This window comes from Rhizobium rosettiformans W3, assembly GCF_004912135.1.
Lineage (GTDB): Bacteria > Pseudomonadota > Alphaproteobacteria > Rhizobiales > Rhizobiaceae > Allorhizobium > Allorhizobium rosettiformans.
This window is the reverse complement of the sequence record NZ_STGU01000001.1, coordinates 356,419-381,677: the sequence shown is the minus strand read 5'-3', so window position 1 is coordinate 381,677 and position 25,259 is coordinate 356,419. Positions and strand designations below refer to the sequence as shown.

Below are 25,259 nucleotides of genomic sequence, written 5' to 3'. Positions count from 1 at the left end.
CCCAACCAGCGCTTTTGTTCCCGCCTATGCGATAATTTTCCGCACAGGACCCGCAGCAAGAAGTATCGAGCAGCAAAATGGTTCCTTCGTGTGGCGGAAAAATGGACGAGCCTGTCAGCAGTGCGTGAAAACTGCGTGAGATTTGCAACACAGGAAACAGGTGCAGTCGGGTCTTCCGACTTGATACAAGATCCTCAACCCGTTGATATCACGACATCAACGGCGTCCATTGCCGGCCGAAGACGCAATGAAGGGGCGGCGCCAACGGCATCCGCCCCCTCTAAAAAAAAGAAACCGCCCGGCGATTAGAAACGGTAGGTGACGCCGGCGCCGATCAGCCATGGATCGAGCTTCGCCTTGCCGGAATAGTCCGTGCCGTTAATCGTCGCGTCGAAATCGGCCTTGAGGAAAAGCTTCTTCACGTCGAAGTTCACGCCCCAATGCTCGTTGACCATGTAGTCGGCGCCGATCTGCAGCGCCGTGCCGAACGAGTTCTTCACATCGAGGCTCGTCGCCGCGTCGCCATCCTGGCTGTAGAACATGGTGTAGTTCACGCCGGCGCCGACATAAGGCTTGAAGGCGCCGAAGTCGGTGAAGTGGTATTGCAGCGTCAGCGTCGGCGGCAGCACCCATGTCTTGCCCACCTTCCCCACGCTTGCGAGTGCACCCTCGCCATAGATGTTGGCATAGGTGGTGCCGAGGATGAGTTCGGCGGCAATGTTGTCGGTGAGATAATAGGTGATGTCGAGTTCGGGTATCACGCTATCGCTGTAGGACAGGTCCGAGCCCGCAACGCCATTCACCGAGCCCGAATCATTCGTGATCACGCCGAGACCGCGGACACGAATCTGCCAGGGGCTGGCCGCCGCGACCGCCTCGGTCGCCGCCTCGGGTGCGGGTTCCATCAGTGGCGCGAGATCCGCCGCCGAAACTGCCGGTGCAAGCAGCATCAGTGTGGCGGTCGCGACAAGAGCGCGGGTTGAGGCAGTCCGGACGGTGGTCATCATTCTCTCCTTGAAACAAGCATCGGCATTAAGCCGAAGCCAGCTAGCAGCCCGGGAGAGGCGAGCCACTTGAGCCAGATCAATAGGTTAGAGCTTGATTATGAAGAACAACGATCGCCGCTCGAACTGTGACCGCCACGACACGGCCAGAGTTGACGATTGGAAAAAACCTTCGTCATGCGGCTGTGGTCGACCACCAAAGGAAAGGGCCCGGCGCGAACGAGTCGCGGCCGGGCCCTTCAGCGAGCATCCGGGAGCCTTCACTCAGGCTGCGCGGCGCAGGCTCGTCGGCTGCGACAGCTTGCGACCGGACGCGACCACCATGCCGGCGGCTCCTTCGAGCCAGCCATGCACGAGTTCCAGCGCCAGGAAGCGGTCGCGCGCAAACGGACCCGGCATCACCAGATGCTGCGTCTTGTCGGCAAAGAAGCCGAAGCGCTCGTAGTAAGGTGCGTCACCCACCAGAAGCACGGCACCATGGCCGCGCTTGCGGGCTTCGAGGAGGGCGGCCCGCATCAGCGCGCCACCGATACCCTTGCCCTCATGCGCCGAATCGACGGCGAGCGGACCGAGCAGCAGCGCATCAATGGCCTTGCCTTCGCGGCTGACGCCGGCCTCGATATTCCACAGACGCACGGTCCCGATCACATGCCCCGCCGGATCACGCGCCACGAACGCCAGCCCTTCGGCCGGGATCCGGTTGCGACGGATCTTCTCCGACGACTTCTTGCGGCGGTTGGTGCCCATGGCACGGTCGAGCAGCGCTTCACGCGCGACGACGTCGGCTGGCGTTTCGGTATCGATGACAAAGGCAGGCGCCGGCGCGAAAAGCGCGCGCATGCTGGTCAGAACAGCGGCCATGGTGGCCTCCCATCCCAAGCGGTGACGATGATTGTGAAGGTCCGTGCCGGTTGGCCGGCACGGACGTCAGATGACGTAGGACTTCAGCGGTTCGAAGCCATTGAACGCCACCGCCGAATAGGTGGTGGTGTAGGCGCCGGTGCCTTCGATCAGAACCTCGTCGCCGATCGAGAGCGAGATCGGCAGCGGATACATGTTCTTCTCGTAGAGCACGTCGGCCGAATCGCAGGTCGGACCGGCGATGACGCAGGGCTCCATGTCATCGGCGTCACGGACGGTGCGGATCGGGTAACGGATCGCTTCGTCCATGGTTTCGGCCAGGCCACCGAACTTGCCGATGTCGAGGAACACCCAGCGATGCTCGTCATTGTCGGACTTCTTCGAGATCAGCACGACTTCCGCCTTGATCACGCCGGCATTGCCGACCATGCCGCGGCCCGGCTCGATGATGGTCTGCGGGATGTTGTTGCCGAAGTGCTTCTTCAGCGACGCGTTGATCGCCTGACCATAGGCCTCTGCGGACGGGATGTCGCGCAGGTACTTGGTCGGGAAACCACCACCCATGTTGACCATCTTCAGGACGATGCCCTGCTTGGCCAGCGAGTTGAACACGCGCTTGGCATCGGCAAGGGCGCCATCCCAGGCATCGACCTTTGTCATCTGCGAACCGACATGGAACGAGACGCCGAAGCTTTCGAGGCCGAGCTGGTGGGCGTAGACGAGAACGTCGACGGCCATCTGCGGCACGCAGCCGAACTTACGGGAAAGCGGCCATTCGGCGCCTTCACCATCGGTCAGGACGCGGCAGAACACGCGGGCGCCGGGAGCTGCTCGCGCGATCTTCTCGACTTCCTCGTGGCTGTCGACGGCATAGAGGTTGACACCGAGTGCATAGGCACGTGCGATGTCGCGCTCCTTCTTGATGGTGTTGCCGAAGGAGATGCGGTCGGCGGTGGCGCCGGCATCGAGTGCCATCTGGATTTCGGCAACGGAAGCGCAGTCGAAGTTCGAGCCGAGCGAGGCCAGGAGCTGGAGGATCTCCGGCGCCGGGTTCGCCTTGACTGCGTAGTAGATGGCGCTGTCCGGCAGGGCATGACGGAAGGCACCGAAGTTGTCGCGCACCACGTCGAGGTCGACCACGAGGCAGGGACCTTCCGGACGTCGGGTGTTGATGAAGTCGAGGATACGTGCAGTGGTCATCGGTCAACCTTCCATAAGCCAAGGGTTCCGAAGCCTGAGACTTCGGATGGACAAAGGACGGCGAGACATCGCAAGAAACCAGTCGGTGGAGACACTGGTACCGTACGAACGCTCGACGCGCGAAACGATGGATGAACGCACTCTTGCCTGAGCGCATAAATCCGCTTTGTCTGCCATGGATTGGAGGGAGACCCTACCGCACTTCCGGCAATGATGGTGTGCCTCTTCAGTACCCCGGCTGATGGAAAGCCGGCAGAGAACCAGAAAGGCCCGCACCGTCGTTGCTTCAAGATGTCCTCGCATTTCCCGGTTGGCCGGAATAGCGACTGGAGGGGTTAGTTCCAGGTACCTTACCGATGACCTCACCTTAGGGATAAATCCCAGTTCGAGGGTCGGCGGACACCCACAGGCACGTGCGACTTTGGGCAAGCACGGAGATAAGAAAACTGTCCGTCATAATCAAGAGGAAAATTCGCCCCTGGTTAATTTCTGCGAGGACCGTGCTATTCATTGAACAATTCACTTCGCGCGTTCACAATCTGCGCGGCAACAGGGGAGCGACATGGATACGCTGACGAGGATCCGGGCTTTTATCGATGTGGTGGAAGCCGAAGGTTTTTCGGCCGCTGCGCGCAAGACAGGCCGATCCAAGGCATTGCTGTCCAAGTATGTCCGTGAATTGGAAGACGAATTGGGCGCCCTGCTGCTCAATCGCACCACCCGGCAATTTTCCCTGACGGAGGCTGGGCATACCTATTACAGGACGGCTGCCGATATCCTGAAGGAGATCGACAACCTTGCCGATCTCGTGCGCGAGAACAATGCCGACCTCAAAGGCAAGCTGAAGGTCACCCTGCCCCGCACCTTTATCGATGCTGAGATCGGCCAGTCGCTGATCGATTTCGCCAAGGAAAACCCGGAACTGTCTCTGGAGATCGTCGCTGAAGACCGATTCGTCGACCTGATCGAGGAAGGCTTCGACCTCGGAATCCGAATCACCAAGCTGGACGATTCCGGCATGATCGCCCGCAAGCTCTCGGACTTCCGGGTCTATGCCTGTGCGACTCCGGCCTTTCTGGAGGCGAAGGGCCCTCTCGTTCACCCCAGCGAGCTTTCCCGTGTCCCTTTCTTGATCGACACCAATTCCCGGTCGCATAACAGCCTGCGGTTCGTGGATACCGATGGCAGCCCGATCACCGTCAGTGTGTCCGGTCCGATCGAAGTGAACAGCCCGCAAGCCACCCTGCGCGCAGCCCGTGCCGGCCTGGGTGTCGCCATGATCCCTGATTTCATCGCAAGGCCCCATCTCGCCTCGGGCGAGCTCGTGTCGCTCTTCGACGAATACATCGCCAAGGACCGCGGCATCTATGCCGTCTATCCGCACCGTCGCTATCTGCCGGCCAAGGTACGCGCCTTCGTCGATTACCTTCACGCATGGTTCAAGCGCTACTCGTGATCAGCGAATCGCAGCGGGTCCCACTTTTGTCCCATTCATCCGACAGGAGGGAACCCATGCGGGACATCGGGAAGGGTCTGGACAGAATGCTGAGAAGCCTGAGTTATTGGGCGGCCGGAGCGGTCGTTGCCTTCGCGACACCGGCACTCTCCCATCCTCACATCTTTGCCGAAGCGCGCGTGGAGATCGTCGCCGCCGATGACGGCACGCTGAAAGAACTGCGCAATGTCTGGCGCTTCGATGACATCTTCTCCTCGAGCGTCCTCATGGACTTCGACAAGAACACGGACCTCAAGCTCGACCACGCCGAGCTGAACGAGATCGCCAACACCATCCGCGATTCGCTCGGCGACTACAGCTACTTCACTTTCATCACAAAAGACGGGACCACCAGCGAGATCGCGAGGCCCGAAGTCTTCAACGTCGACTTCAAGGACAACCAGCTTCTGGTCTTCTTCGTGGCAAAGCCGAAGACGCCCGTGACGATCGGCGGCCGGATGAATTTCGGCGTCTATGACCCGACACTCTATACCGCGATCGACTTCGCCAAGGACGAGGACATGGTGGTCGAGGGCAAGGCCTTCGAGGCCTGCACGCACAAGGTCGTCCGACCCGACCCGGACGAGATCATTGCGCAGAACCAGCTGAACCTGACCGAAGCCTTCTTCAGCGATCCGACCGGTAATGACATGGGCAAGCTGTTTGCCACCAGGCTGGAGGTGACATGCTGAGCCATGCCCGACGCGGGCTGGTTGCCCGAATCGCAGTAGCAGCACTCGCTCTCGCCCTGGTCGCGGGCGTCGCCCACGCCGCCTCCCCGCTCGGCATCGGCACTGCCGAGCCGAGCTATCAGCCGTCTTCCGGACCCTTTGCGGAGTTGCTGGTCTGGATCAACGCCCATCAGCAGGCCTTCTATCGCTCACTGACCGATGCTTTGAAAGCGATGCGCGAGGATCCCTCGAGCCTCGTGACCCTGATTGGCCTCTCTTTCGCCTATGGGGTTTTCCACGCCGCCGGCCCCGGGCACGGCAAGGCCGTTATCTCGTCCTATCTGTTGGCCAACGAGATCGAACTGCGCCGCGGCATCCTGATCTCCTTCGTCTCGGCCATTCTTCAAGGCATGGTGGCGATCGCGGTCGTCGGTACGGCCTATCTCGTCCTGCGCGGCACCTCGATCAGCATGACAGACGCCACGCGCACGCTGGAAATCGCAAGCTATGCGATGATCGTGGCCTTCGGCATCTGGCTGCTGGTGCGCAAGCTGCGGACGTCATTCGCCCATGCAACACCGTCTGCAGCAACAGCCGGCCTTTTCGAGAGAACGGAAGTACCTTCAGGCAGCAGCGTCACGGCATCCCTGTTTGCCAGCCCCTCTGAACCGACGTCATCGAAAGAGGCAGCCGGTTCACGCTTTCGCGCTGTCGCCGTCGCCCATGATCATGATGCGCTCGCGCCCGGTTCGGTCTGCCATGAATGCGGGATCGCCCATCTGCCAGACCCGAGCCTTCTCGGCGGCAGCACCTTTAGCCTGCGCGATGCCTGGTCGGCCGTCATCGCCGTCGGTATGCGCCCCTGTTCCGGCGCGCTGCTTGTCATGACCTTCTCGCTGCTGAACGGTCTCCTGCTCGGCGGGATATTGTCCGTTTGCGCCATGGCACTCGGCACCGCCATCACCGTCTCGGTACTGGCAAGCCTTGCCGTCGGCGCCAAGGGCTTCGCCTTGAGGCTTTCCGGCCCCGGCTCCCGCCGCGCTGGCATCGTGGCTAGCTCGATCGAAGTGGGCGCAGCACTGCTCGTGATCCTGCTGGGCGCCCTGCTGCTGGCCGCCAGCCTCAACGCCTGAGGATCAGCCCTCGTCCCTTTCGTGGCTGCGCTGATAGCGCGAGCGCAGCCAGAGAATGAGGAACAAGGCCATGAGCGCGACGCCGCCGACCAATGCGCCCAGTTCCGGAGAATAACGGCCGAGCCAGAGCACGACGGTCGGAACGACAAGCATCAATCCGAAAATCACGGCGACCACCACCGCAGCCTGTGCCGCCGGTGACCGCTGCGTCTTGGGCGCCTCGTCCGATCGCGCCACCTTCTTCGGCTCCGGCAACATGCTGAAAGCGTAGACTACGACACCGATCGCGACGCAGATGCCGACCGACCAGGCCACGGTGGCGCTCTTGAAGCTCGCATAGGCAAGCGCCAGGGCAGCGACGGCCGTTCCGACATAAAGGATGATGCTGTAGATGTTCGGCTTCACGGTATCTTTCCTATCAGCTTGAGGCGGCTGCGATCTCGACGCGCAACTCTTCCAGCCGCCGCTTCTGGCGTCCGGCCTCATCGAAATTGTCAGGGTCGAGCCAGGCCTCGAAGGCGGCCCGGATGACCGGCCATTCGCTATCGATCATAGAAAACCAGGCGGTGTCGCGGTTTCTGCCCTTCGACATCATATGCTGGCGAAACACCCCTTCGAAGCTGAAGCCGTAGCGCTTCGCCGTGACCTTGCTCGGCTCGTTTTCGTTGTGGCACTTCCATTCATAGCGGCGATAGCCGAGGTCATCGAAGACATGCCGCGCCAGGAGATAATGAGCCTCGGTCGCGAGCGGCGAACGGCTCATGGCGGGGCCATGCGCAACACCGCCCACTTCGACCACACCGTTCGCCGGGTCCGGCCGCATGTAATTCGCCATGCCCACGACCTTGCCGGTCGCCTTGTCCCGGAAGACTTCCGTGACCCAACCGCCCTTCTGAACGGTCGTCAGCCAGGCGTCGAAGTCTTCGATCCCCTGGAAATCCGGCTGGGTGAAATAGGTGAGAAGCGGGTTGATCTCCATTCCGCCGAGACCGTCCCAGAGCGCCTTAAGATGCGTATCGCGGTCGTAAGGTTCGACAACGACGAAGCGCCCTTCCAGCCTGACGGGCTGAGGAGCCGGACATCCCTTGAAAGTGGACAGATCACGCATGAAAAAGCCTCGGGCCCAGTGTTTGCCCGAGGCTTATGTCACGCTGGCGCCAAAGGCAACCGCCACACGCGGCAACCGGCCGGACCGGTTGCCGCAGATCCTCGATCTCAGAGGCTGACCTTGGCGGAAGCGACGGTCGCCTCGATGTGGTCGACGAGTGCATCGGGAAGGCCGAGGCGGCCGGCGAGCATGTCGAGATAGCCGCGCTCGGTGCGGGTATCCGGCTCGATCGTCAGACGCGAGGCCGTGTAGATTTCGACCCGCTGCTCTTCCGTCTTCGCGGAGGCAACGAGCGCGTCGAGGTCGATCGGCTTGGCCAATTCCGCTTCGATAAAGGCCTCGGCCTCCGCACCAAGGCCCGACAGATGCACCTTGTCCATGATGCGCGAGCGCTCGCTGGCATCGATGTGACCATCGGCCTTGGCGGCTGCGATCATCGCGCGCACCAGCGAAAGGGCGAAATCATTGGAGACGGCCTGCGGCTCGGTGCTGAAGGGCGAATCCTTCGGTGGCGGCAGGAGTTCGGGCAGCGACTGGGTCGGCTCTGCCGGCTGACCGGACTTGTAGTTCTTGTAGGCCTGGTAGCCGAGACCTGCGATGACGGCGAGGCCACCGATCTTCAGGGCATTACTGCCCAGGGAGCGCCCCGTCTTCGTGCCGAGCAGCACGGCTGCAAGAGCGCCGGTCTTCCAGGGATTGGCCTTGGCCATGCCCATGAGGTCATTGCCCTTCTGGCCGATCGAACCGGCAGAACCGGGCATCTGCGAACCGAGGAATTGATCCAGCAGCTTCTTGGCGTCGAACATCGCGGTCTCCTTGTTGTCTCTGTCGCTCCCTAGATAGGAAGCCACAGAGACAATACAAAGAGCGGTAAACGGCGACGTGACGGGAATGTCAGCCCTTCAGGGCCGAAGCTTCACTGGCAAGCTTCGTGATGCCGGCCCAGTCGCCGGCCGAGACCAGCTCCTTCGGCGCAACCCAGGAACCGCCCACGCAGACGACGTTCGGCAGCGACAGGTAATCCATGGCGTTCTTCAGCGAGATGCCGCCGGTCGGGCAGAACAGCGTGCCGGCGAGCGGCGAGGACAGCGCCTTGAGGTACGCCGCACCGCCGGCCTGCTCGGCGGGAAAGAACTTCAGAACCTTGTAGCCCTCTTCGCGCAGTGCCATGACTTCGGATGCAGTCGCAGCCCCCGGCAGCAGCGGAATGTCGGACTGGCGCGCCACATCGAGCAGTTCCTGGGTCGTGCCCGGGCTGACGATGAATTGCGAGCCGGCATCGACAGCCGCCGCATAATGTGCGGCATTGAGGATGGTGCCGGCACCGACGACGGCACCTTCGACTTCCTGAGCGACCAGTCGCACGGCTTCGAGCGCGGCATCGGTGCGGAGCGTGATCTCGATCGCCTTCAGGCCACCTGCGACAAGAGCGCGCGCCAGCGGAACGGCGGTCTTCGCGTCCTCGACGATCAAAACCGGCACGACCGGCTGAAGCTTCAGGGTGGAGAGGAGCTTTTCGGTTTTGTCGCCCATGGCAGAACCCTCTTTTAAAACGATTAGATCGGCCCTTCACTAGCGCGCGAAGCCGCCGATGTCGAGACCGACAGGTAGCACGGAATCTTTCCAGTTTGCTAACGCTGCAGCCTCGGATATGTTTGCGACGGTTATATTTCGGAGCGTGAGGGTATGGCGAAGGAAATCGAGCGCAAGTTTCTCGTCCGAACCGATGGCTGGAAAAAGGCCGTTACGTCGCAGACCCATATCCGCCAGGCCTATATCGCTGCCGAGCCGGACCGTTCGGTGCGTGTGCGCACCCGCAACGACAAAACGGCCCAGCTGACAATCAAATTCGGCAAAGGCGCGCTGACCCGCGACGAGTTCGAATATCCGATCTCCCACGACGATGCCCTGGAAATGCTCGCCTTCTCGATCGGCAACGTCATCGAGAAGACCCGCTACACCGTCGACTTCGAAGGTTTCACCTGGGAAGTCGATGTCTTCGAAGGCGCCTATCGCGGCCTGGTGACGGCCGAGGTTGAAATGACATCGGAGGATGACGCGCCGAGCCTTCCCACCTGGCTTGGCCGTGAGGTCACCGGCGACAAGCGCTATTCCAATCAGGCTCTTGCGACCGAGCGCATGCGGCCGGAGCTGGTGCATGCCATATCGCATTAGGCCGGACCGCCCGCTTCTCGACGAGGTCCAGACCGTCGCGCGCCGCGAGCTGGAAAAGGCGATAGAGGCCCTCGAGGCAAGGCCTGAAGGTCTCCATGCCGCAATCCACGCCGCCCGCAAGAAGTTCAAGCGCCTGCGCAATCTCTATCGCCTGATCGCGACCGGCGACAAGGCCTTCCGCCGCCAGGAAAACGTCAGACTGCGCGATGCCGGCCGCAGCCTCTCTCGCATCCGCGATGCGACCGCACTGATCGAAACGGTCGAGCATCTCTCAGACCACGCCCTCACAGACGAAGAAGCAGAAACGCTGGACGCGACCCGCGCGGTGCTGGCGCTGCGCCGGGACGAGATCGCCGCCGAGGAAAAGGATCTGGAAGCCAAGGTCGAGGCTGTCGTCAGCGAATGCCGAGCGGCGATCGGCGCGCTGGACGCGCTTTCCCTGCCGTCGAAGCCCAGACTGGCGTCGCGCCTGATCGCGAAGGGCTGGCGCAAGGGGTTGGAAAACGCCCATGAGGCGCTTGAGACCTGCAAGGGCGAAAGCCATGGCGAAGCCTTCCACGACTTGCGGAAGGCGGCCCAGGCCTACTGGATGAACCTCTCGCTGCTGCGCGACCTCTGGCCGAGCGCCTTTGTCGCCAAGCGCAACGAGGCGAAAAGGCTGGTCGACCTTCTCGGTCACGAACATGACCTCACGGTCCTGACGACGCTCCTCGACCACGAGCCCGAGACCTTCGGTGACGGCGAAGGCCAGTCATTCCTGCTCGCAATCATCATCCGCCGCCAGCAGGACCTGCGCCGCGAAGCGCTTGATCTCGCCGATCAGGTCTTCGCCGACCCCGCAAAACACGAGGCCGGCATTGTCGAGACCTTGTGGATGCGCGCGGCGACTTAAACCGCGCCGATCTCAACCTGCCGGTCGCAGGTCTTCTCGATCATCGCCGCGTCGTGACTGACCAGCAGAACCGCGCAGTTTCGCTCCCGCGCCAGCTCCGTCAGCAGATCGATGGTCTCCTGTTGCGTGATCAGGTCGAGACGCGAGGTCGGCTCGTCGGCGAAGACGAAGACCGGATCGAGAAGAAGAACCCGCAACAGCGCGAACCGCTGCAATTCGCCGCCCGAAACCTCCGTGGGCAGCCTTGTCAGCAGAACCGGCGACAGCCGCAGCCGCTCCATCAGCGGCTGAACGCGTGATGCGTCGAGCCGATGCAGCCGCACCAGATCGGAGATGGCTTGACCCAGTGTGACCTTCTGCGGGAAGGCCGAGGGCGGATCCTGATAGAGCTTCTGGTAGCGGACCGGTTTTGCCTGTGGCAAACGGATGACTTCACCGGCATCGGCTTTCAGAAGCCCGAGGAGGACATCCCCGAGCGAACTCTTGCCCGAACCGCTGGGACCGGTGATGCCGACGATCTCCCCGGGTCTGATCGACAGATCCTGACCCGAGAACAGCAGCTTGCCGCCGCGCGCCTTCGCCAGTCCGGAAGCCACGAGGATGGGGGCTTCCTCTGCAGCTGTGGCTGCCGTCCGGCGCTCCCAGTTTTCCGGCTCTGCCGCAATCAGACGACGTGTATAGTCATGCCTTGGCGAGGCCAGCACCTCTGCGGCTTCGCCGATTTCAATGATCCTGCCATCGAGCATGACGGCGAGATCCCCACCCATCTGACGAGCGAGCGCCAGATCATGGGTAATGGTCAAGACGGTCCCGCCGGCTTCGACTTCCCTCATCAGAAGCGCGATGACCTCGTCGCGTCGGGCGGCATCAAGCCCCTTGGTCGGCTCATCGGCAATGATGATGCTGGCACCACCGGCACGCGCTGCGGCAAAGGCGACCCGCTGGGCCATGCCGCCTGACAACTGACCCGGCAGCTTCGCTTCGGCATCGAGCACACCCAGCGCTTCGAGATCGGTACGCGCGGCCGAGACGGCCTCGTCCTCCCCGAGCCGCCTCAGATAACGGTGGCCCTCGCTGACCTGCTCGAGCGCCACCATGGTGGGGTCGAGCGCCAGCCATGGCTCCTGCGGCAGGACGCCGACCTTCCGGCCCCAGAGCGGGCGGAACCGCTTGCGCTCTGCCAGCGAAAGGACCTGGCCGTCGATGGTCACCGAGCCAGTGGCCGTCAGTCCCTCTGGGAGCACGCCGATCATGGCTTGTGCCAAGAGGCTCTTGCCCGACCCGGTCTCCCCGAGAATGGTGAAGGGTCGTCCGGCCCGCAAGGAGAAGGACACCGGAGACACGATCTCGCCGGTCACTGCAGAAACGGAAGCGGAATCGACAGAAAGAAGAATGGTCATGACTTGTCCTTTCCGCCGATCAACTGGAGTGCGAGCACCATCAGAAAGATGACCGCGATTGGCTGCAGCAGCGCATGCGGTGCTTCCTGGTAGTAGGGCAGAAGCTCGATCATCATCGAACCGAGCTCCGGCGTCGGGGGGCGCACGCCGACACTGACGAAGCCGAGGGCCGCGATCGCCATGATGGCCGTGGCTGCACCATAGGCAGCGACAGTCAGCACCATCGGAGCAAGTTCCGGCCACAGATGCCGACGCAGGATATAGGCATGCCCGAACCCGAGAAGCCGTGAGGCTTCGACCGCCGGCGACATCAGGAGGGGCCGTGCCAGGGCGCGCGTGAGGCGGAAGTATTCCACTCAGAGCACCAGCGAAATGCCGATATAGAGCATTGCCGGATTATCCGGCACGATCGCCGTCAGCATCAGAACCAGCAGGAGGCCGGGCAGCGCGAGGAAGGCCTCGGAGACCGCACCGACGGCGCGATCGACAAAGCCACCGCGCCAGGCCGCCAAGACACCGAGCAACACGCCCGGGATCATGGCGGTGAAGACCGAGAGAAGCGCAAGCCCCAGCGACAGCCGAAGGGCAGCCGCCAGACGCGCCTGCATCGAACGGCCGAGGTGGTCATAGCCAAACCAGTCCGCAGCAGTCGGTCCCTGCAGTGTCAGCCGCAAGCTCTGCTTCAACGGGTCGGCTCCGCCGATCAGAAGCGGCAGGAATGCAAAGACGAGGAGAGCCAGAAGGATGGTCGCCCCGATGATACGGCGGACCGGCCAGCGTGCCGGGCGCGGTGCCACATAATCGAACGTCGTCATGCGCTGCGCCTCCTCGGATCGATGCCATGGCAAAAGAGATCGACGAGCGCGTTGAGCGCCACGAACATCAATCCCATGACGAGTGCCGTTCCCTGGATCATCGGCACGTCCCGCCCGAAGATGGCGTGGACCAGAGCATGGCCGATGCCTGGCCAGGCAAACAGCGTCTCGACGACCACGACACCCTCGACGAGATAGACGAATTGCACGCCGAGATAGGTAACGATCGGCACTGCGACATTGCGCAGCCCGTGCCGCGCAAAGACCTGCCACTCGGAGAGCCCCTTGGTCCGGCCAAAGGCGTAATAGGGCGAGCGCAACACCGCGACCATCGCATCACGCGCGACGCGATTGGAGACGGCCGCCAGACCGAGCGCCAGTGTCAGCGCCGGGAGCACGAGATGGGCGCCATGGGTATGTCCGGCCGCAGGCAAGACATTGAGCGTGATGCCGAAGACGATGATCAGGATCAGCCCGACCACGAATTGCGGCAGAGCGCGAAGCGCCGTCGATAGAAGCATCAGTGCCCGGTCCAGGACCCCGTCGGGCCTGAGCCCCGCGAGAATGCCGAGCGGCGGTCCGATGAAAAGCGACAGCACGATCGCAGCGAGCGCCAGCTCGATCGTATGGCCAAGCTGCATGCCAATCTCATCGATAACGGGTTTGCCGGTCACCAGTGACGTGCCGAGATCGAAGCGCAGGAGGTCGGCCATCCACTCGAAAAGAGCGACAATCGCCGGTTTGCCCAGGTCGAGTTCGGCAGCCACCTTCGCAGCGGCTGCACTGTCGACGACGTCAAAGCCATAGCGGCCAGCAGCGATACGGTAGGCAAGGTCGCCAGGCAGCGACCGTGTCATCACAAAGCAGATGAGCCCAACCATGAATGCCACCAGAGCCGCCTGAATGAGGCGGTTTAGGATTGCTTTCGTCATTTCGCCCACCGCATGTCTTCAAGCCCGAAGGAACGCTCGAACGGATCAAGCTCAGCCCCCTCCAGTTGCGGGGAGACGGCAACGGTTTGCTGGTACCAGGCAATCGGGATCACCGGCAGGTCGGCCTGGATCGCCGCGACGGCCCGGTGACGCAGAGCTTCGCCTTGTGCCGGGTCCGTCACGCGGGTGAGGTCGTCGAGCGCCGCCTCGAAGCTTACATTGGTCCAGTTCATGGCGCCCCAGTCTCCGCCACCGGGACCGTAGTCTGAGAGCATGGTGCCGATCGGATCAGGGACGAGCGCGAAGTTGCGCGCCATCAGCGCAAGCTCGAGTGACCCGTCCTGATGCTTGGCAGGGATCTCGGATGAATTCGTGGAATTGATCGTCAGCGCGACACCGATTTCCTTGAGCTGGTCCTGGAGGACCGCAGCAATCAGCGGCAGCTCAGGGCGATCGGGATAGGTCGTGAGCGTCAGTGCGAACGGCTTGCCGTCCTTCTGAAGCATGCCATCGTCGTCCGCGCTCCAACCGAGTTCGGCAAGAAGCGCCTTCGCCTTTTCCGGGTCATAGGCAAGCGGGGCAAGCCCGGCATCGTGCCAGATCTTGAGGCTCGGCGGGAAAAGCTGCGTGGCTGCCGCCGGATAGCGCAGGATCGCGATGGCCAAGCCTTCACGGTCGATGGCAAGGCTGAGTGCTTCGCGCGCCTTGACGTCGGAAAGGAAGGCATGACCCGCATTGACCTTCAGGAGCACGCTGCGCGGAATGGACACGGATTGCAACACCACCTTGTCGCTCTTTGCCAGACGCGTGCGGCTTGCGGGATCGAGATTGAAGACATAATCGGCGTCGCCGCTTTCGGCCATCAGCGCGCGGGTCTCGGCGCGGCTGACCGACAGATAGGTCGCCTTCTCGATTTCAGGCTTCTTACCCCAGTAATCGGCGAAGCGCTCGACCGCGAGGCTTTGCGGAGCCTCGAGCTTGGTCAGCTTGAACGGTCCCGTCCCGATGATCGCCTTGACCTCGGCCCCTTCGTAAGCGGCCGGCGCCAGGATCTGCGCACGGTTCTCGGCGAGGAAGGCAAGAAGCGGCACGAAAGGCTTCGACAGCGTCACGACGACCGTCCCCTCCCCTTCAGCCTTGATGTCGGCAATGGGCGCCTTGCTCAATAGGCCGGCCTTGGCCTTGGCAATGTTGAGCGCAGACGCGGCAGCGTCGGCCGTCAGTGCCGTGCCGTCCTGAAACTTGACGCCGGGCTGCAGCTCGAAGCGCCAGACCAGCCCATCCTCGCTGACGGACCAGGTCTTCGCGAGAGCCGGAATCGGATTGCCGTCCTTGTCCGCTTCCACAAGCGTTTCCACGATCCCCATGCGCAAGAAGATGTCGCCGGACTTGGCGGGATCGAGACCTGTGATCTCGAACGGCGCGACGATATCGACAACGCCATCCGTTGCCATGGCGGGCGCTGTGCCTGAGAGAAGAAGCGCGAGCGAAGCTGCGAACATATTCTTGAACATTAGCATCACCTTTAATGTTATAAAGTAACGTCCGTGTAATCAATGCCGTTCTGCTGTCCAGTGTCATGGCGCACTGCCCACAGCCTGCTCATGGACTTGACGATTTTCAAACTTGTCCCGGCCTGCGGAAATCCGTTGCGCCGCAGGGGTAGAGGGGGTATTTCGCAGGCCATGACAGAACACTCAGCAGCCCCACGCCCCGAGACCAGCGGCGCCTTTTGCGTCGCCGCGCTTTATCACTTTGCCAAGTTCCCGCGCTTCGCAAGCTTCCAGGAGCCGCTGGAGAGCCTCTGCAAGGCCGAAGGTGTGAAGGGCACGCTGCTTCTCGCCCATGAGGGCATCAACGGCACGATCGCCGGGACCGATGCGGCCATTGCCAAGGTACTGGCCTATATCCGCAGCCAGCCGGAATTCACGAGCCTCGAGCACAAGGAAAGCCGTGCATCGAAGATGCCCTTCCTGCGCATGAAGGTGCGGCTGAAAAAAGAGATCGTGACCATGGGCGTCGAGGATATCGACCCCAACGAGATCGTCGGCACCTATGTCGATCCGAAGGACTGGAATGAGCTCATTTCGGACCCGGACACCATCGTTATCGACACCCGCAACGATTACGAGACGGCAATCGGCATCTTCCGCGGCGCAGTCGACCCGAACACGAAGACCTTCCGGGAGTTTCCCGACTGGGTGAAGAACAATCCCGGCCTGCACAACAAGCCGAAGATCGCGATGTACTGCACCGGCGGCATCCGCTGCGAAAAGGCAACGGCCTTCATGAAGCAGCAGGGCTTCGAGGAAGTGTACCACCTCAAGGGTGGCATTCTGAAATATCTGGAGGAAGTGCCGGAAGAACAGAGCCTGTGGGACGGCGCCTGCTTCGTCTTCGACGAGCGCGTCTCGGTCACGCATGGCCTGAAGGAGGGCAACCACAAGCTCTGCCACGCCTGCCGCAATCCGATTACCGCCGAGGAACTGACCCATCCCCATTACGAGGAGGGTGTCTCCTGCAGCCATTGTTATGACAGCCGCACCGAGGCCGATCGCGACCGTTATCGGCAGCGCCAGCTGCAGATAGCACTGGCGAAAAAGCGTGGCGAAAAGCATATCGGCGGCTGAACGCCGCCGAATGTCTCTTTAGCCAGAGATCATGTCGCCACGTTTCCACTCGCGACGACCCCAGTTGCGCAGACGCATGCGCGGGGCGATCACAAGCGCGAACAGGGGTGCTGCGGCGAAGGCGGCGATGATGACGAGCGGCAGCAAGACCTTGGCGTGGACGGCAAGCGCCGGAACCGACAGGACAACAATGGCACCAGCGCCGAAGATGACGGCGTTGATCATCATGCTGCAGACAATTTTGAGCCAGGTATCGGTGGTGAGCATCTGATCTCTCCTTTCTGCGAGAGAAAGGCATAAAGACCGGGTCCGGTTCCCCCTTGCCTTACACCAGCAATCCACCGTCGCGGCTCGCTGCGAAGGCAAGCTCCGCTGCCTTGGCACGCAGCTCCATCGGCCGGACCATCAGTGCTGCAATGTCCTCCGGCGATTGCGGTCGACCGAAGAGATAGCCCTGCAGCTGGTCACAGCCGGCAATGCGCAGGATCACCGCCTGCTGCTCCGTCTCGACCCCCTCGGCCGTAACGGGAATGCCGAGCGAGCGCGCAAGCGCGACCGTTGCCTGCAGCATTTCCACTGCCCGATGGCCCCGATCGAGCGACTGAACGAGCGACCGGTCGATCTTCATCCGGTCGAAGCCGAACTGCCGCAGATAGCCGACACTGGAGAAGCCGGCGCCGAAGTCATCGAGCGCGATGCGCAGCCCGAGACCTTTGAGCCGCTCCAGCGCCTGGCGCGCCCGGTCCGGGCTCTGGATGAAGTAGGTCTCCGTCATTTCCATGACGACGCGGCCCGGCTCAATCCCGGCCTCGTCAAAAACCTCGGCCACACGATCGACAAAGGCGGGATCGCGAAACTGCCCCGGAGAAACGTTGACTGACAGCTTGAGCTCGGGCCACTGCGAAAGCTGGAACAGCGCCCGGCGCAGCACGCACAGGCCCAGCTGATCGATGAGGCCACTCGCCTCGGCGATCGGAATGAAGACATCCGGCGAGACGGGGCCGTGCCCCCTGCGGTTCCAGCGGGCCAGCGCTTCGACGCTAACAAGCGCAAAGGTCTTGGCGTCGACGACGGGCTGATAGACGACCTCGATTTCGCCGCGCGCAATGGCCGCCCGAAGATCGAGCTCCAGCAGATTGCGGGTCTCGCGCGCCTCGTCCATCTGCGGGTCATAGAATGTCCAGCGGCCTCGTCCCCCATCCTTGGAGGAATACATCGCCATATCGGCCCGGCGCGTCAGCTCCGCGCCGTCGACACTACCGGCCGGCGAGGTGCAAAGACCGATGCTGCAGCCAACCACGACCACTCGCTCGCCAAGCGTCAGAGGCTCGTCAAAGAAGGCGAGAATGGCGTCAGCCAGAGCCGTCGCACGCATGTTAAGGTCAGTGCCGGAGAGCACGACGGCAAATTCGTCACCGCCGATGCGAGCGAGTGCCGCTTCCGGACCGACAAGCACGGTCAGGCCAGCGGCCACCGCTCGGATCAGGCTGTCGCCGGTTGCGTGACCATAGGCGTCATTGACTTCCTTGAAGCCATCGAGATCGAGATAAAGCAGGACGACATCGGTCTGGTTGGCGCGGGCGGCCTCGACGCGCTCCTGCAGCAGCACGCGCAGGCCTTCCCGATTGGCAAGCCCGCTCAGCCTGTCTGTCAGGGCAAGCTTCATCGCGACGGCTTCGTCGGCGGAAAGGCTCCGGAAGATGCGCTGGCCGACCACCAGGAGCAGCAGGCAGTAGATTGCGACCAGCGTCAGTGCCAACGTCACCAGAGGCTGCACCTGCCCACGGCTGAGATCGCCTGGCGCCCTTGGGGTCCAGGCAAGCGCGGCAATGGTCGCATTCGACGGCGAAACGATTGGAACGAGATGTGTGGCCCGGGTCGACGGCGGCACCAGCATCAAGCCTGGCAGCACATAAGCCTTGCCGATCCGCTCAACGGTCGACGTGAAGAGGTGCCGGATGAAGATGAGATAGGCACGTTGCTCGTCGGGCACACCGAGTTCGCCGGACTTCATGCGGATCAAGGCGACGCCGGCAGCACCGATTCCCTTGTGCGTGCGCACGAAGCCGCCGGCCTGCGGGATCTGGTTCGCAGGCGTGCTCTTCACCTTGTCGAGCAACTGTTGAACGTCGGTCTGCAGGAAGCCACCGACCTCGCCGATGATCGGCTGACCGTCGGAATAGGCCATGCTGACCTCGCCCTGCCGGTCGATGACGATGGCGACATCGAAGAGATCGCTGTCGAAGGTCATGTCGCCGAAATTGCTGTTGACCCAGTCGCTGTCCCGCAACCGATAGACATTCTCCGCGGCATCGTCCCAGGCGGCATAGTCGTTCAGCGTTGCGCCGAGTTGGTGCTCGAAGGTCTGGATCGCGCCGACCAGCGTCTCGCGCGAGCGTTCTTGATCGAGATGGTTGGCATAGGTCGCCACACGGTCAAGTGCGGTGAGAACAGTGAAGGCAACGAGAACGGCGACCGCGGCAAACACCAGCAGCAACGCACCGGCGACAAAACGACGATCTCTGATCGGCTGGAGCCGTCTCTTTGAATTCTGAAGCCGCATTCTTTACACCCTGGCCTGGCAAGCACGGTGCCTCAGAATTGTTCAATTTGACTTAACATGCTGAGGAAAAAGAGGAATATCAGAAAATCGCGGAATCCTGTTTCGAGCAGACCAAAAACAAAGGGGCCTCCTTTCGGAAGCCCCTGTCGCGCTGCCGGCCTGGAGGCGCCGGCGAGGTTGAAAACAATCACGCAACGACGGAAACGAATTCGTCCTTCGGGCGGCGCACCTTCCTGAGCGGCGCAAGCCAGTCGCCCTCAGAGGCGCGATATCCCAGCGGCAGGATCGTGACCGAACGCAGGCCTTTCTCGCGAAGACCGAGGATCTCATCGAGCTTGTCGGCTTCGAAGCCTTCCATCGGGGTCGCGTCGACGCCCTCGAATGCGGCAGCGGCAACGGCCATGCCGAAGCCGATATAGGCCTGGCGCGCCGCGTGCTCGAAATTCACGTCCGGATCGCGGCCGGGATACATGCCGAGCAGCATCTGGCGATAGTTCTCGAAGCCCTCATTCTTGAAGCCGCGCTCATCGTTGACCAGATCGAACATGTAATTGATGCGGTCGGCCGTGTAGTTGTCCCAGGCGGCGAAGACGAGAAGATGCGAACCTTCGGTGACCTGCGCCTGGTTCCAGGCGATCTCCTGAATGCGGGCGCGAACCTCCTTGTTGGTCACGACGATGACTTCGAAGGGCTGCAGACCGCTGGAGGTCGGAGCGAGACGCGCGGCCTCGACAATACGCTCGACCTTGTCCTCGGACACGCTCTTGGTGGGGTCCATCTTCTTGGTGGCGTAGCGCCAGTTCAGCTTTTCGATGAGTGCGGACATAGTCGGCTCCTGGTTTGGATCCGCAGCGATGGAGGGAGTTTGCATCGCCGGGTGGATCTGGTATCAAATAGTAACCAGGCCTAGATATGTAACTGGATCGGATGTGCAAGAAGGCACATTTTTGATACCAGGTAACATCGATAGAACGATTGGACGCGCCATGTGCGACAACTACGACCCGAACAAGTGCCAGACGGTCAGCGAGATGCTGGCAAGGCTGGGCGACAAGTGGACGGTGCTCGTCATCATGATGCTCGGCGACGGTCCGCAACGCTTTTCGGATCTGAAACGATCGGTGGTCGGCATATCGCAACGCATGCTGACATTGACGCTGAGGGCGCTGGAGAGAGACGGCATCGTCGAGCGCACGGTGCATCCGACCGTGCCGCCCAAGGTGGAATATGCCCTGACCGATCTCGGCCGCTCGTTCGGCGAGCCGATCCGGGCGCTCGGCGGCTGGGTCTTCACCCATCACGAGCGCATTCAGTCAGCCCGCGCCGAGTTCGATCGTCGAAACGAGATCGATACGGGCAACAAGCTGATCAAGCTGGGATGACGGCGAAGATGCGGGGCGTGATGCCCCGCTGCGTCAGTCGGCCTTGAAGTTCCCCTTGGGGAATTCGAGAGCCAGATCGCGGTACCACTTCCCGCTCTTCTTGATGGTGCGCACCTGCGTGTCGTAATCGACATGCACGAGGCCGAAGCGCATCTTGTAGCCTTCCGCCCACTCGAAATTGTCCATCAGCGACCAGGCAAAATATCCCTGCATCGGATAGCCCTCGGCGATCAGGTCGGCGACCTTGTCGAGATGTTCTGCGTAGTAATCGAGGCGCGGCTGGTCGTCGACCTCGCCCCCTTCAACTTCCATGTTGTAGCAGGCGCCGTTCTCGGTGATGTAGCACGGCGGCAGTTCGTAGCGTGCGTAGAGCCGCTCGACGAGCGACTTCAGCGCCGGCGCGTAAACTTCCCAGCCGATATCCGTCTTGACCTTGGAAACCGGAGGCGCACCCACCGTTGCCGGGAATTCGGCACCGGGTGTCGGATCGTCGGCAACACGCATCGGCGTGTAGTAGTTCAGCCCCCACCAGTCGAGCTTCTGGTTGATGATGGCGAGATCGCCGTCTTCGATCTTCGGCATGCGGTGACCGAGCGCCGAAAGGAAATCGGCCGGGTATTCGCCCTTGAAGACCGGATCGAAGAAGACGCCGTTGTGGAACTGATGCGCCCGTTCGGCGGCCGCGAGATCAGCGGCACTGTCGGAGCCCGGCAGCGTCTCATGGGCGTTCAGCACCAGCCCGACCGGCACTTTGGGCGCCACGTCGCGGATGGTCTGAACCGAAAGGCCATGGGCCAGATTGGTGTAATGCAGGGCATGCAAGGCTGCATCCATGCTGCGCTCGCCCGGCGCATGCACGCCGTAGAGATGGCTGAGCCAGACCGAGCACCAGGGCTCGTTGAAGGTCGCAACCGCATCGAGCCGATCACCGAGGCGCTCCATCACCACCTTGGTGTAGCGCTGGAAGGCCTGCGCCGTGGAGCGCGCCGTCCAGCCGCCGTCTCCCATGAGCGCCAGCGGCAGATCCCAATGGTAGAGCGTCGCGTAAGCCTTGATGCCCCGCGCCTTCAGGCCATCGATCAGCTTGTCGTAGAAATCGAGACCCTTCTCGTTGATCGGGCCGGTGCCCTCCGGGATGATGCGCGGCCAAGCGATCGAGAAACGATAGCCGGTAACGCCCATCTCCTTGATCAGGTCGAGGTCGCTTTCCCAGCGATTGTAGTGGTCACAGGCGACGTCGCCATTGTGCCGCCCGAAGACCCGGCCCGGCATGTTGGAGAATGCATCCCAGATCGACGGCTTGCGGCCATCCGCCTTCGACGCCCCTTCGATCTGGAAGGATGCAGTGGCGACGCCAAACAGGAAGTCACCGGGAAAACGCGAGGCGAGCGCCTTGGGATCGATCATGGAGTAAGTCCTTCGTCATGCAAGCGCGGACACCGCCGCCGCTTATCCGTCGCTCAGCGGTTTAGAGCAAAGCCAAGACGGGGTGAAGACGGCGGAAATAAAAAACTGCAACGTTGCAGTTTTCACACCCTCCCCTTGAGGGGGAGGGTCGGAGCGAAGCTCGGGGGTGGGGTGACCGCCTGCGTGACCGCCTCTCCGCTTGGGAAGAGGGCCGCCGAATAAAGCAGAGGCGGGGTGCGGGTGAGGATCAGCATGCCTCGTCAAGACCATGCCCCTCATCTGCCCTTCGGGGACCTTCTCCCCGCATGCGGGGAGAAGGCCTCGCCGCTGGTCAAGCATTCCCCCCCTCTCCCCGCTCGCGGGGAGAGGGTAGGGTGAGGGGCAAGTTCGCAGATTCACCCCCACCCGCCGCTGCGCGGCGACCTCCCCCGCCAAGGGGGAGGTGGGCTCATACCTTCACCCAGCCACCATTCTGCTTCGACGACGCAATGCAGGCCTCAACGAAAGCAACACCCTTCACGCCGTCATCGACGGTCGGATAGACCACCGCCGCATCGACCGCAGTGCCTGCCTTCGCCGCATTGATGGCCGCGGCAGCCTCCGTATAGATCGTCGCGAAGGCTTCGAGATAGCCTTCCGGATGTCCCGACGGAATGCGCGTCACACGGGCCGCGGCGGCATTCGCCCCTGCCCCGCCGCGCGTGATCAGCTGCTTCGGCTCGCCGAGACGGGTGAACCACAGATAGTTCGGATCGGCCTGCGTCCATTCGATACCGGCCTTGGTGCCGTAGATCCGAACCTTCAGCCCGTTCTCGTTGCCGGTCGCGACCTGGCTGCACCACAGCATGCCCTTCGCACCGCCCTTAAAGCGCAGCATGACATGAGCGTTGTCGTCGAGGCGGCGGCCCTCGACGAAGGTGTGCACGTCAGCCGCCAACTCGTCGAGTTCGAGGCCCGAAATGAACGAGCCGAGATTATAGGCATGCGTTCCGATATCGCCGGTCGAACCACCCGCACCCGACTGCTTCGGATCCGTGCGCCAGGCCGCCTGCTTCTGGCCGGTCTGCTCGATCGGCTCGGCCAGCCAATCCTGCGGATATTCCATCTGCACCAGCCTGAGATCGCCGAGCTCGCCGGAGCGCACCAGTTCACGGGCATGCCGCACCATCGGATAGCCGGTGTAATTGTGCGTCAGGATGAACAGCGCCTTCGCCTTGTCGGCAACCGCCTTCAGCGCCTTGGCATCTTCAAGGTTCGAGGTCAGCGGCTTGTCGCAGATGACATGGATGCCGCGCTCGAGGAACGCCTTGGCCGCCGGGAAATGCACATGGTTCGGCGTGACGATCGACACAGCCTCGATCCCGTCGGGGCGCGCGGCTTCCTTCTCCGCCATCTCTTCGTAAGAGCCATAGCAACGCTCCGGGTCGAGCCCGAGTTCGCGGCCCGAGGCAGCAGATTTTTCCGGCGTCGAAGAGAGAGCACCGGCAACGAGATCATACTGGTCGTCGAGACGGGCTGCCATGCGATGCACCGCGCCGATGAAGGCCCCGGCGCCACCGCCGACCATACCCAGCCGGATCTTCGGTGTCCGTTCGCCCGACTTGCTTGCTTCGATCGCCATGATGCGTCCTCCTTCATGAGCTGCGTCTGGAGTTCACGCTCCAGATCCGTTAGACTGGCATCCGAGAAGAAGGATGCCCTGACAGTGAACAGCTAAGATCCGCCTCTTTGGAGGCAAAGCAGAAAACCCGGTGTCGGCGACTGCCGCGACATCAGATGCATGCTTTTGGAAGGATCTCAGCCATGCCTTTTCTCGATCCGAGAAAACCCTATCCCATCACCCTCGCCGATGGCACGCCCTACCGCGAGACCGTTCAGCTCGCCGCCGTCATCGACCATCCCCGTATGGAGATCGGCGACTTCAGCTACTTCACCCATCCCGGTCCGACAGAAGAAACGGCAGCGATCCTCGCGCCCTATCTCTATCCCTTCAGCCAGGAGAGGCTGGTGATCGGCCGCTTCGTCCAGATCGCCCGTGAGACGGTCATCATCACCAGTTCGGCCAATCATGCCCTGGCGGGCGTGACAACATTTCCCTTCCGCGTCTTCAGCCCCGAAACCATCAATGGCTATCAGGACCTGCCGTTCCGCGACACCGTCATCGGCCACGATGTCTGGATCGGTCATGGAGCCACGATCATGCCGGGGGTCACGATCGGCCCCGGCGTCATCATCGCCGCCCGCGCCGTCGTCACCCGCGATGTGCCGCCCTACTCCATCGTCGGCGGCAACCCGGCGACCGTGATCCGCCAGCGCTTCACAGACGAGCAAATAGCCGATCTCCTGGCGCTCGCCTGGTGGGACTGGCCGCTCGACAAGATCGAACGCGCCCTGCCCCACCTCGAGAGCGGCGACATAGCCGACCTCAAGGCCGTCTAGGTTTCAGAGCCCCAGCATCCGGCGGTTGGCCGCATCGTCAGTCCCGCCGGAAGCGAAGTCGTCGAAGGCCTTCTCGGTAACACGGATGATATGCGCCCGGACGAAATCTGCGCCTTCACGGGCGCCGTCTTCCGGGTGCTTCAGCGCGCATTCCCATTCGACCACGGCCCAGCCGTCGAAGTCGTTCGCTGCCATCTTCGAAAAGATCGCGCCGAAATCGACCTGGCCGTCGCCGAGCGACCGGAAGCGTCCTGCCCGCTGCACCCAGCCCTGATATCCGCCATAGACGCCCTGACGGCCGGTCGGATTGAATTCCGCGTCCTTGACGTGGAACATCTTGATCCGGTCCTTGTAGATGTCGATGTTGTCGAGATAGTCGAGGCACTGCAGCACATAGTGCGAGGGGTCGTAGAGCATGTTGGCGCGGGAATGGTTCTTCACCCGCTCGAGGAACATCTCGAAGGTCACGCCGTCATGCAGGTCTTCGCCCGGATGGATCTCGTAGCAGACGTCGACACCCTGCTCCTCGGCATAATCGAGGATCGGCAGCCAGCGGCGGGCAAGTTCGTCAAAGGCGGTCTCGACGAGACCGGCCGGACGCTGCGGCCACGGATAAATGAACGGCCAGGCCAGTGCGCCCGAGAAGGTCGCATGCGCCTTGATGCCGAGATTGCGGGATGCCTTCAGCGCATACTTCACCTGCTGCACGGCCCATTCCTGACGCGCCTTCGGATTGCCGCGGACTTCCGGTGCCGCAAAGCCATCGAAGGCCTCGTCATAGGCCGGATGCACGGCAACCAGCTGGCCCTGAAGGTGGGTGGAGAGTTCGGTGATTTCGACGCCGTTCGCCCGCGCCACGCCAGCCAGCTCGTCGCAGTAATCCTTTGATTCGGCGGCTTTCTTCAGGTCCATCAGCTGGCCGGCCCAGGTCGGCACCTGCACGCCGACATAGCCCTTTTCGGCCGCCCACTTCGTAATCCCATCCCAGGTGTTGAACGGTGCGGCGTCACCCGCAAACTGGCCGAGAAAGATCGCCGGCCCCTTGATCGTCTTCATGAATTCTCCTCCCTGAGTATTCCTGCAACGTTTCCGTGAACGATTACAGGAGATGGAATTTCGACACAACCGCAATGATGGTTGCAGCAGAAATCT

The 25,259-nt window shown here is 62.3% G+C and carries 26 protein-coding genes; 8 read left to right on the top strand and 18 right to left on the bottom strand.

Annotation, left to right across the window (positions count from 1 at the left end; all coding sequences use genetic code 11):
- Positions 1-305: 305 nt before the first annotated feature.
- The 3 genes from FAA86_RS01800 to odc2 all read right to left on the bottom strand — a co-directional run bounded on the left by FAA86_RS01800 (position 306) and on the right by odc2 (position 3,065).
- Positions 306-950 (bottom strand): OmpW/AlkL family protein, encoded by a 645-nt coding sequence (locus tag FAA86_RS01800; RefSeq protein WP_377344430.1) that lies wholly within the window; start codon positions 948-950, stop codon positions 306-308.
- 318 nt (positions 951-1,268) lie between these two features.
- Complete coding sequence (locus FAA86_RS01795) at positions 1,269-1,865, bottom strand: GNAT family N-acetyltransferase (RefSeq protein ID WP_136538092.1); 597 nt, start codon at positions 1,863-1,865, stop codon at positions 1,269-1,271.
- Positions 1,866-1,931: 66 nt separating this feature from the next.
- Positions 1,932-3,065 (bottom strand): ornithine/lysine decarboxylase, encoded by a 1,134-nt coding sequence (gene odc2 / locus FAA86_RS01790; protein WP_113461059.1) that lies wholly within the window; start codon positions 3,063-3,065, stop codon positions 1,932-1,934.
- Positions 3,066-3,627: 562 nt separating this feature from the next.
- Between odc2 and FAA86_RS01785 the strand changes: the two genes are divergently transcribed.
- The 3 genes from FAA86_RS01785 to FAA86_RS01775 all read left to right on the top strand — a co-directional run bounded on the left by FAA86_RS01785 (position 3,628) and on the right by FAA86_RS01775 (position 6,364).
- Positions 3,628-4,521 (top strand): LysR family transcriptional regulator, encoded by an 894-nt coding sequence (locus FAA86_RS01785; protein ID WP_136538091.1) that lies wholly within the window; start codon positions 3,628-3,630, stop codon positions 4,519-4,521.
- Positions 4,522-4,607: 86 nt separating this feature from the next.
- Positions 4,608-5,252, top strand: coding sequence for a DUF1007 family protein (locus FAA86_RS01780; protein WP_136538332.1), 645 nt, complete (start codon positions 4,608-4,610; stop codon positions 5,250-5,252).
- On the top strand, positions 5,246-6,364 hold the full coding sequence (locus FAA86_RS01775; RefSeq protein WP_136538090.1) for a nickel/cobalt transporter: 1,119 nt from the start codon (positions 5,246-5,248) through the stop codon (positions 6,362-6,364). The genes FAA86_RS01780 and FAA86_RS01775 overlap by 7 nt, the downstream gene beginning before the upstream one ends.
- A gap of 3 nt (positions 6,365-6,367) precedes the next feature.
- Here FAA86_RS01775 and FAA86_RS25155 read toward each other — a convergent pair whose 3' ends face one another.
- The 4 genes from FAA86_RS25155 to FAA86_RS01755 form a co-directional block, all read right to left on the bottom strand.
- Positions 6,368-6,769: a hypothetical protein gene (locus tag FAA86_RS25155; RefSeq protein ID WP_342774115.1), complete on the bottom strand. Its 402-nt coding sequence runs from the start codon at positions 6,767-6,769 to the stop codon at positions 6,368-6,370.
- 13 nt (positions 6,770-6,782) lie between these two features.
- On the bottom strand, positions 6,783-7,472 hold the full coding sequence (locus FAA86_RS01765) for a GNAT family N-acetyltransferase (protein WP_136538089.1): 690 nt from the start codon (positions 7,470-7,472) through the stop codon (positions 6,783-6,785).
- 107 nt (positions 7,473-7,579) lie between these two features.
- Positions 7,580-8,278, bottom strand: a complete 699-nt coding sequence (locus FAA86_RS01760; RefSeq protein ID WP_113461063.1) for a tellurite resistance TerB family protein — start codon at positions 8,276-8,278, stop codon at positions 7,580-7,582.
- 88 nt (positions 8,279-8,366) lie between these two features.
- The gene (locus tag FAA86_RS01755; protein WP_136538088.1) at positions 8,367-9,005 is read right to left on the bottom strand and encodes a 2-dehydro-3-deoxy-phosphogluconate aldolase; all 639 of its coding nucleotides are present in this window, start codon (positions 9,003-9,005) and stop codon (positions 8,367-8,369) included.
- A 153-nt stretch (positions 9,006-9,158) separates the two neighbouring features.
- Here FAA86_RS01755 and FAA86_RS01750 point away from each other — a divergent pair, with 153 nt between their 5' ends.
- Together FAA86_RS01750 and FAA86_RS01745 are read left to right on the top strand one after the other, a co-directional pair.
- Positions 9,159-9,647, top strand: coding sequence for a CYTH domain-containing protein (locus FAA86_RS01750; protein WP_136538087.1), 489 nt, complete (start codon positions 9,159-9,161; stop codon positions 9,645-9,647).
- Complete coding sequence (locus tag FAA86_RS01745; RefSeq protein ID WP_136538086.1) at positions 9,631-10,539, top strand: CHAD domain-containing protein; 909 nt, start codon at positions 9,631-9,633, stop codon at positions 10,537-10,539. Before FAA86_RS01750 ends, FAA86_RS01745 begins: the two co-directional genes overlap by 17 nt.
- Here the strand turns inward: FAA86_RS01745 and FAA86_RS01740 are convergent.
- From FAA86_RS01740 to FAA86_RS01725, 5 genes are read right to left on the bottom strand one after another with little or no spacing between them, the layout of a single operon-like run.
- Positions 10,536-11,939: an ABC transporter ATP-binding protein gene (locus tag FAA86_RS01740; RefSeq protein WP_136538085.1), complete on the bottom strand. Its 1,404-nt coding sequence runs from the start codon at positions 11,937-11,939 to the stop codon at positions 10,536-10,538. The two genes, FAA86_RS01745 and FAA86_RS01740, sit on opposite strands and share 4 nt — an antisense overlap.
- Positions 11,936-12,295, bottom strand: coding sequence for an ABC transporter permease subunit (locus FAA86_RS24890; protein WP_246034975.1), 360 nt, complete (start codon positions 12,293-12,295; stop codon positions 11,936-11,938). The genes FAA86_RS01740 and FAA86_RS24890 overlap by 4 nt, the downstream gene beginning before the upstream one ends.
- On the bottom strand, positions 12,296-12,754 hold the full coding sequence (locus tag FAA86_RS24885) for a hypothetical protein (protein WP_246034974.1): 459 nt from the start codon (positions 12,752-12,754) through the stop codon (positions 12,296-12,298).
- Positions 12,751-13,686 (bottom strand): ABC transporter permease, encoded by a 936-nt coding sequence (locus FAA86_RS01730; RefSeq protein ID WP_136538084.1) that lies wholly within the window; start codon positions 13,684-13,686, stop codon positions 12,751-12,753. The genes FAA86_RS24885 and FAA86_RS01730 overlap by 4 nt, the downstream gene beginning before the upstream one ends.
- Complete coding sequence (locus tag FAA86_RS01725) at positions 13,683-15,200, bottom strand: ABC transporter substrate-binding protein (protein ID WP_136538083.1); 1,518 nt, start codon at positions 15,198-15,200, stop codon at positions 13,683-13,685. The genes FAA86_RS01730 and FAA86_RS01725 overlap by 4 nt, the downstream gene beginning before the upstream one ends.
- Positions 15,201-15,371: 171 nt before the next feature.
- Between FAA86_RS01725 and trhO the strand changes: the two genes are divergently transcribed.
- The gene (gene trhO, locus FAA86_RS01720; protein WP_136538082.1) at positions 15,372-16,316 is read left to right on the top strand and encodes an oxygen-dependent tRNA uridine(34) hydroxylase TrhO; all 945 of its coding nucleotides are present in this window, start codon (positions 15,372-15,374) and stop codon (positions 16,314-16,316) included.
- Between the two features lie 18 nt (positions 16,317-16,334).
- Here the strand turns inward: trhO and FAA86_RS01715 are convergent, their stop codons facing one another.
- From FAA86_RS01715 to FAA86_RS01705, 3 genes are all read right to left on the bottom strand, one after another.
- Positions 16,335-16,583 carry a hypothetical protein gene (locus FAA86_RS01715; RefSeq protein WP_136538081.1) on the bottom strand — a complete coding sequence of 83 codons (249 nt, stop codon included), beginning with the start codon at positions 16,581-16,583 and terminating at the stop codon, positions 16,335-16,337.
- A gap of 58 nt (positions 16,584-16,641) precedes the next feature.
- Positions 16,642-18,879 carry a putative bifunctional diguanylate cyclase/phosphodiesterase gene (locus tag FAA86_RS01710; protein WP_167494855.1) on the bottom strand — a complete coding sequence of 746 codons (2,238 nt, stop codon included), beginning with the start codon at positions 18,877-18,879 and terminating at the stop codon, positions 16,642-16,644.
- Between the two features lie 187 nt (positions 18,880-19,066).
- Positions 19,067-19,705, bottom strand: a complete 639-nt coding sequence (locus FAA86_RS01705; protein ID WP_136538080.1) for an NAD(P)H-dependent oxidoreductase — start codon at positions 19,703-19,705, stop codon at positions 19,067-19,069.
- Positions 19,706-19,865: 160 nt separating this feature from the next.
- Between FAA86_RS01705 and FAA86_RS01700 the strand changes: the two genes are divergently transcribed.
- Entirely contained in the window at positions 19,866-20,261 is a 396-nt protein-coding gene (locus FAA86_RS01700) for a winged helix-turn-helix transcriptional regulator (RefSeq protein ID WP_136538079.1), read from the top strand.
- Positions 20,262-20,294: 33 nt separating this feature from the next.
- Here the strand turns inward: FAA86_RS01700 and FAA86_RS01695 are convergent, their stop codons facing one another.
- Both FAA86_RS01695 and FAA86_RS01690 read right to left on the bottom strand, forming a co-directional pair.
- The gene (locus FAA86_RS01695) at positions 20,295-21,668 is read right to left on the bottom strand and encodes a GH1 family beta-glucosidase (RefSeq protein ID WP_136538078.1); all 1,374 of its coding nucleotides are present in this window, start codon (positions 21,666-21,668) and stop codon (positions 20,295-20,297) included.
- Between the two features lie 448 nt (positions 21,669-22,116).
- Positions 22,117-23,289 (bottom strand): Gfo/Idh/MocA family protein, encoded by a 1,173-nt coding sequence (locus FAA86_RS01690; RefSeq protein ID WP_136538077.1) that lies wholly within the window; start codon positions 23,287-23,289, stop codon positions 22,117-22,119.
- Positions 23,290-23,471: 182 nt separating this feature from the next.
- Here FAA86_RS01690 and FAA86_RS01685 point away from each other — a divergent pair, with 182 nt between their 5' ends.
- Positions 23,472-24,107, top strand: a complete 636-nt coding sequence (locus FAA86_RS01685) for a CatB-related O-acetyltransferase (protein ID WP_136538076.1) — start codon at positions 23,472-23,474, stop codon at positions 24,105-24,107.
- 3 nt (positions 24,108-24,110) lie between these two features.
- Here the strand turns inward: FAA86_RS01685 and FAA86_RS01680 are convergent, their stop codons facing one another.
- On the bottom strand, positions 24,111-25,163 hold the full coding sequence (locus FAA86_RS01680; RefSeq protein ID WP_136538075.1) for a sugar phosphate isomerase/epimerase family protein: 1,053 nt from the start codon (positions 25,161-25,163) through the stop codon (positions 24,111-24,113).
- Between the last annotated feature and the right edge of the window lie 96 nt (positions 25,164-25,259).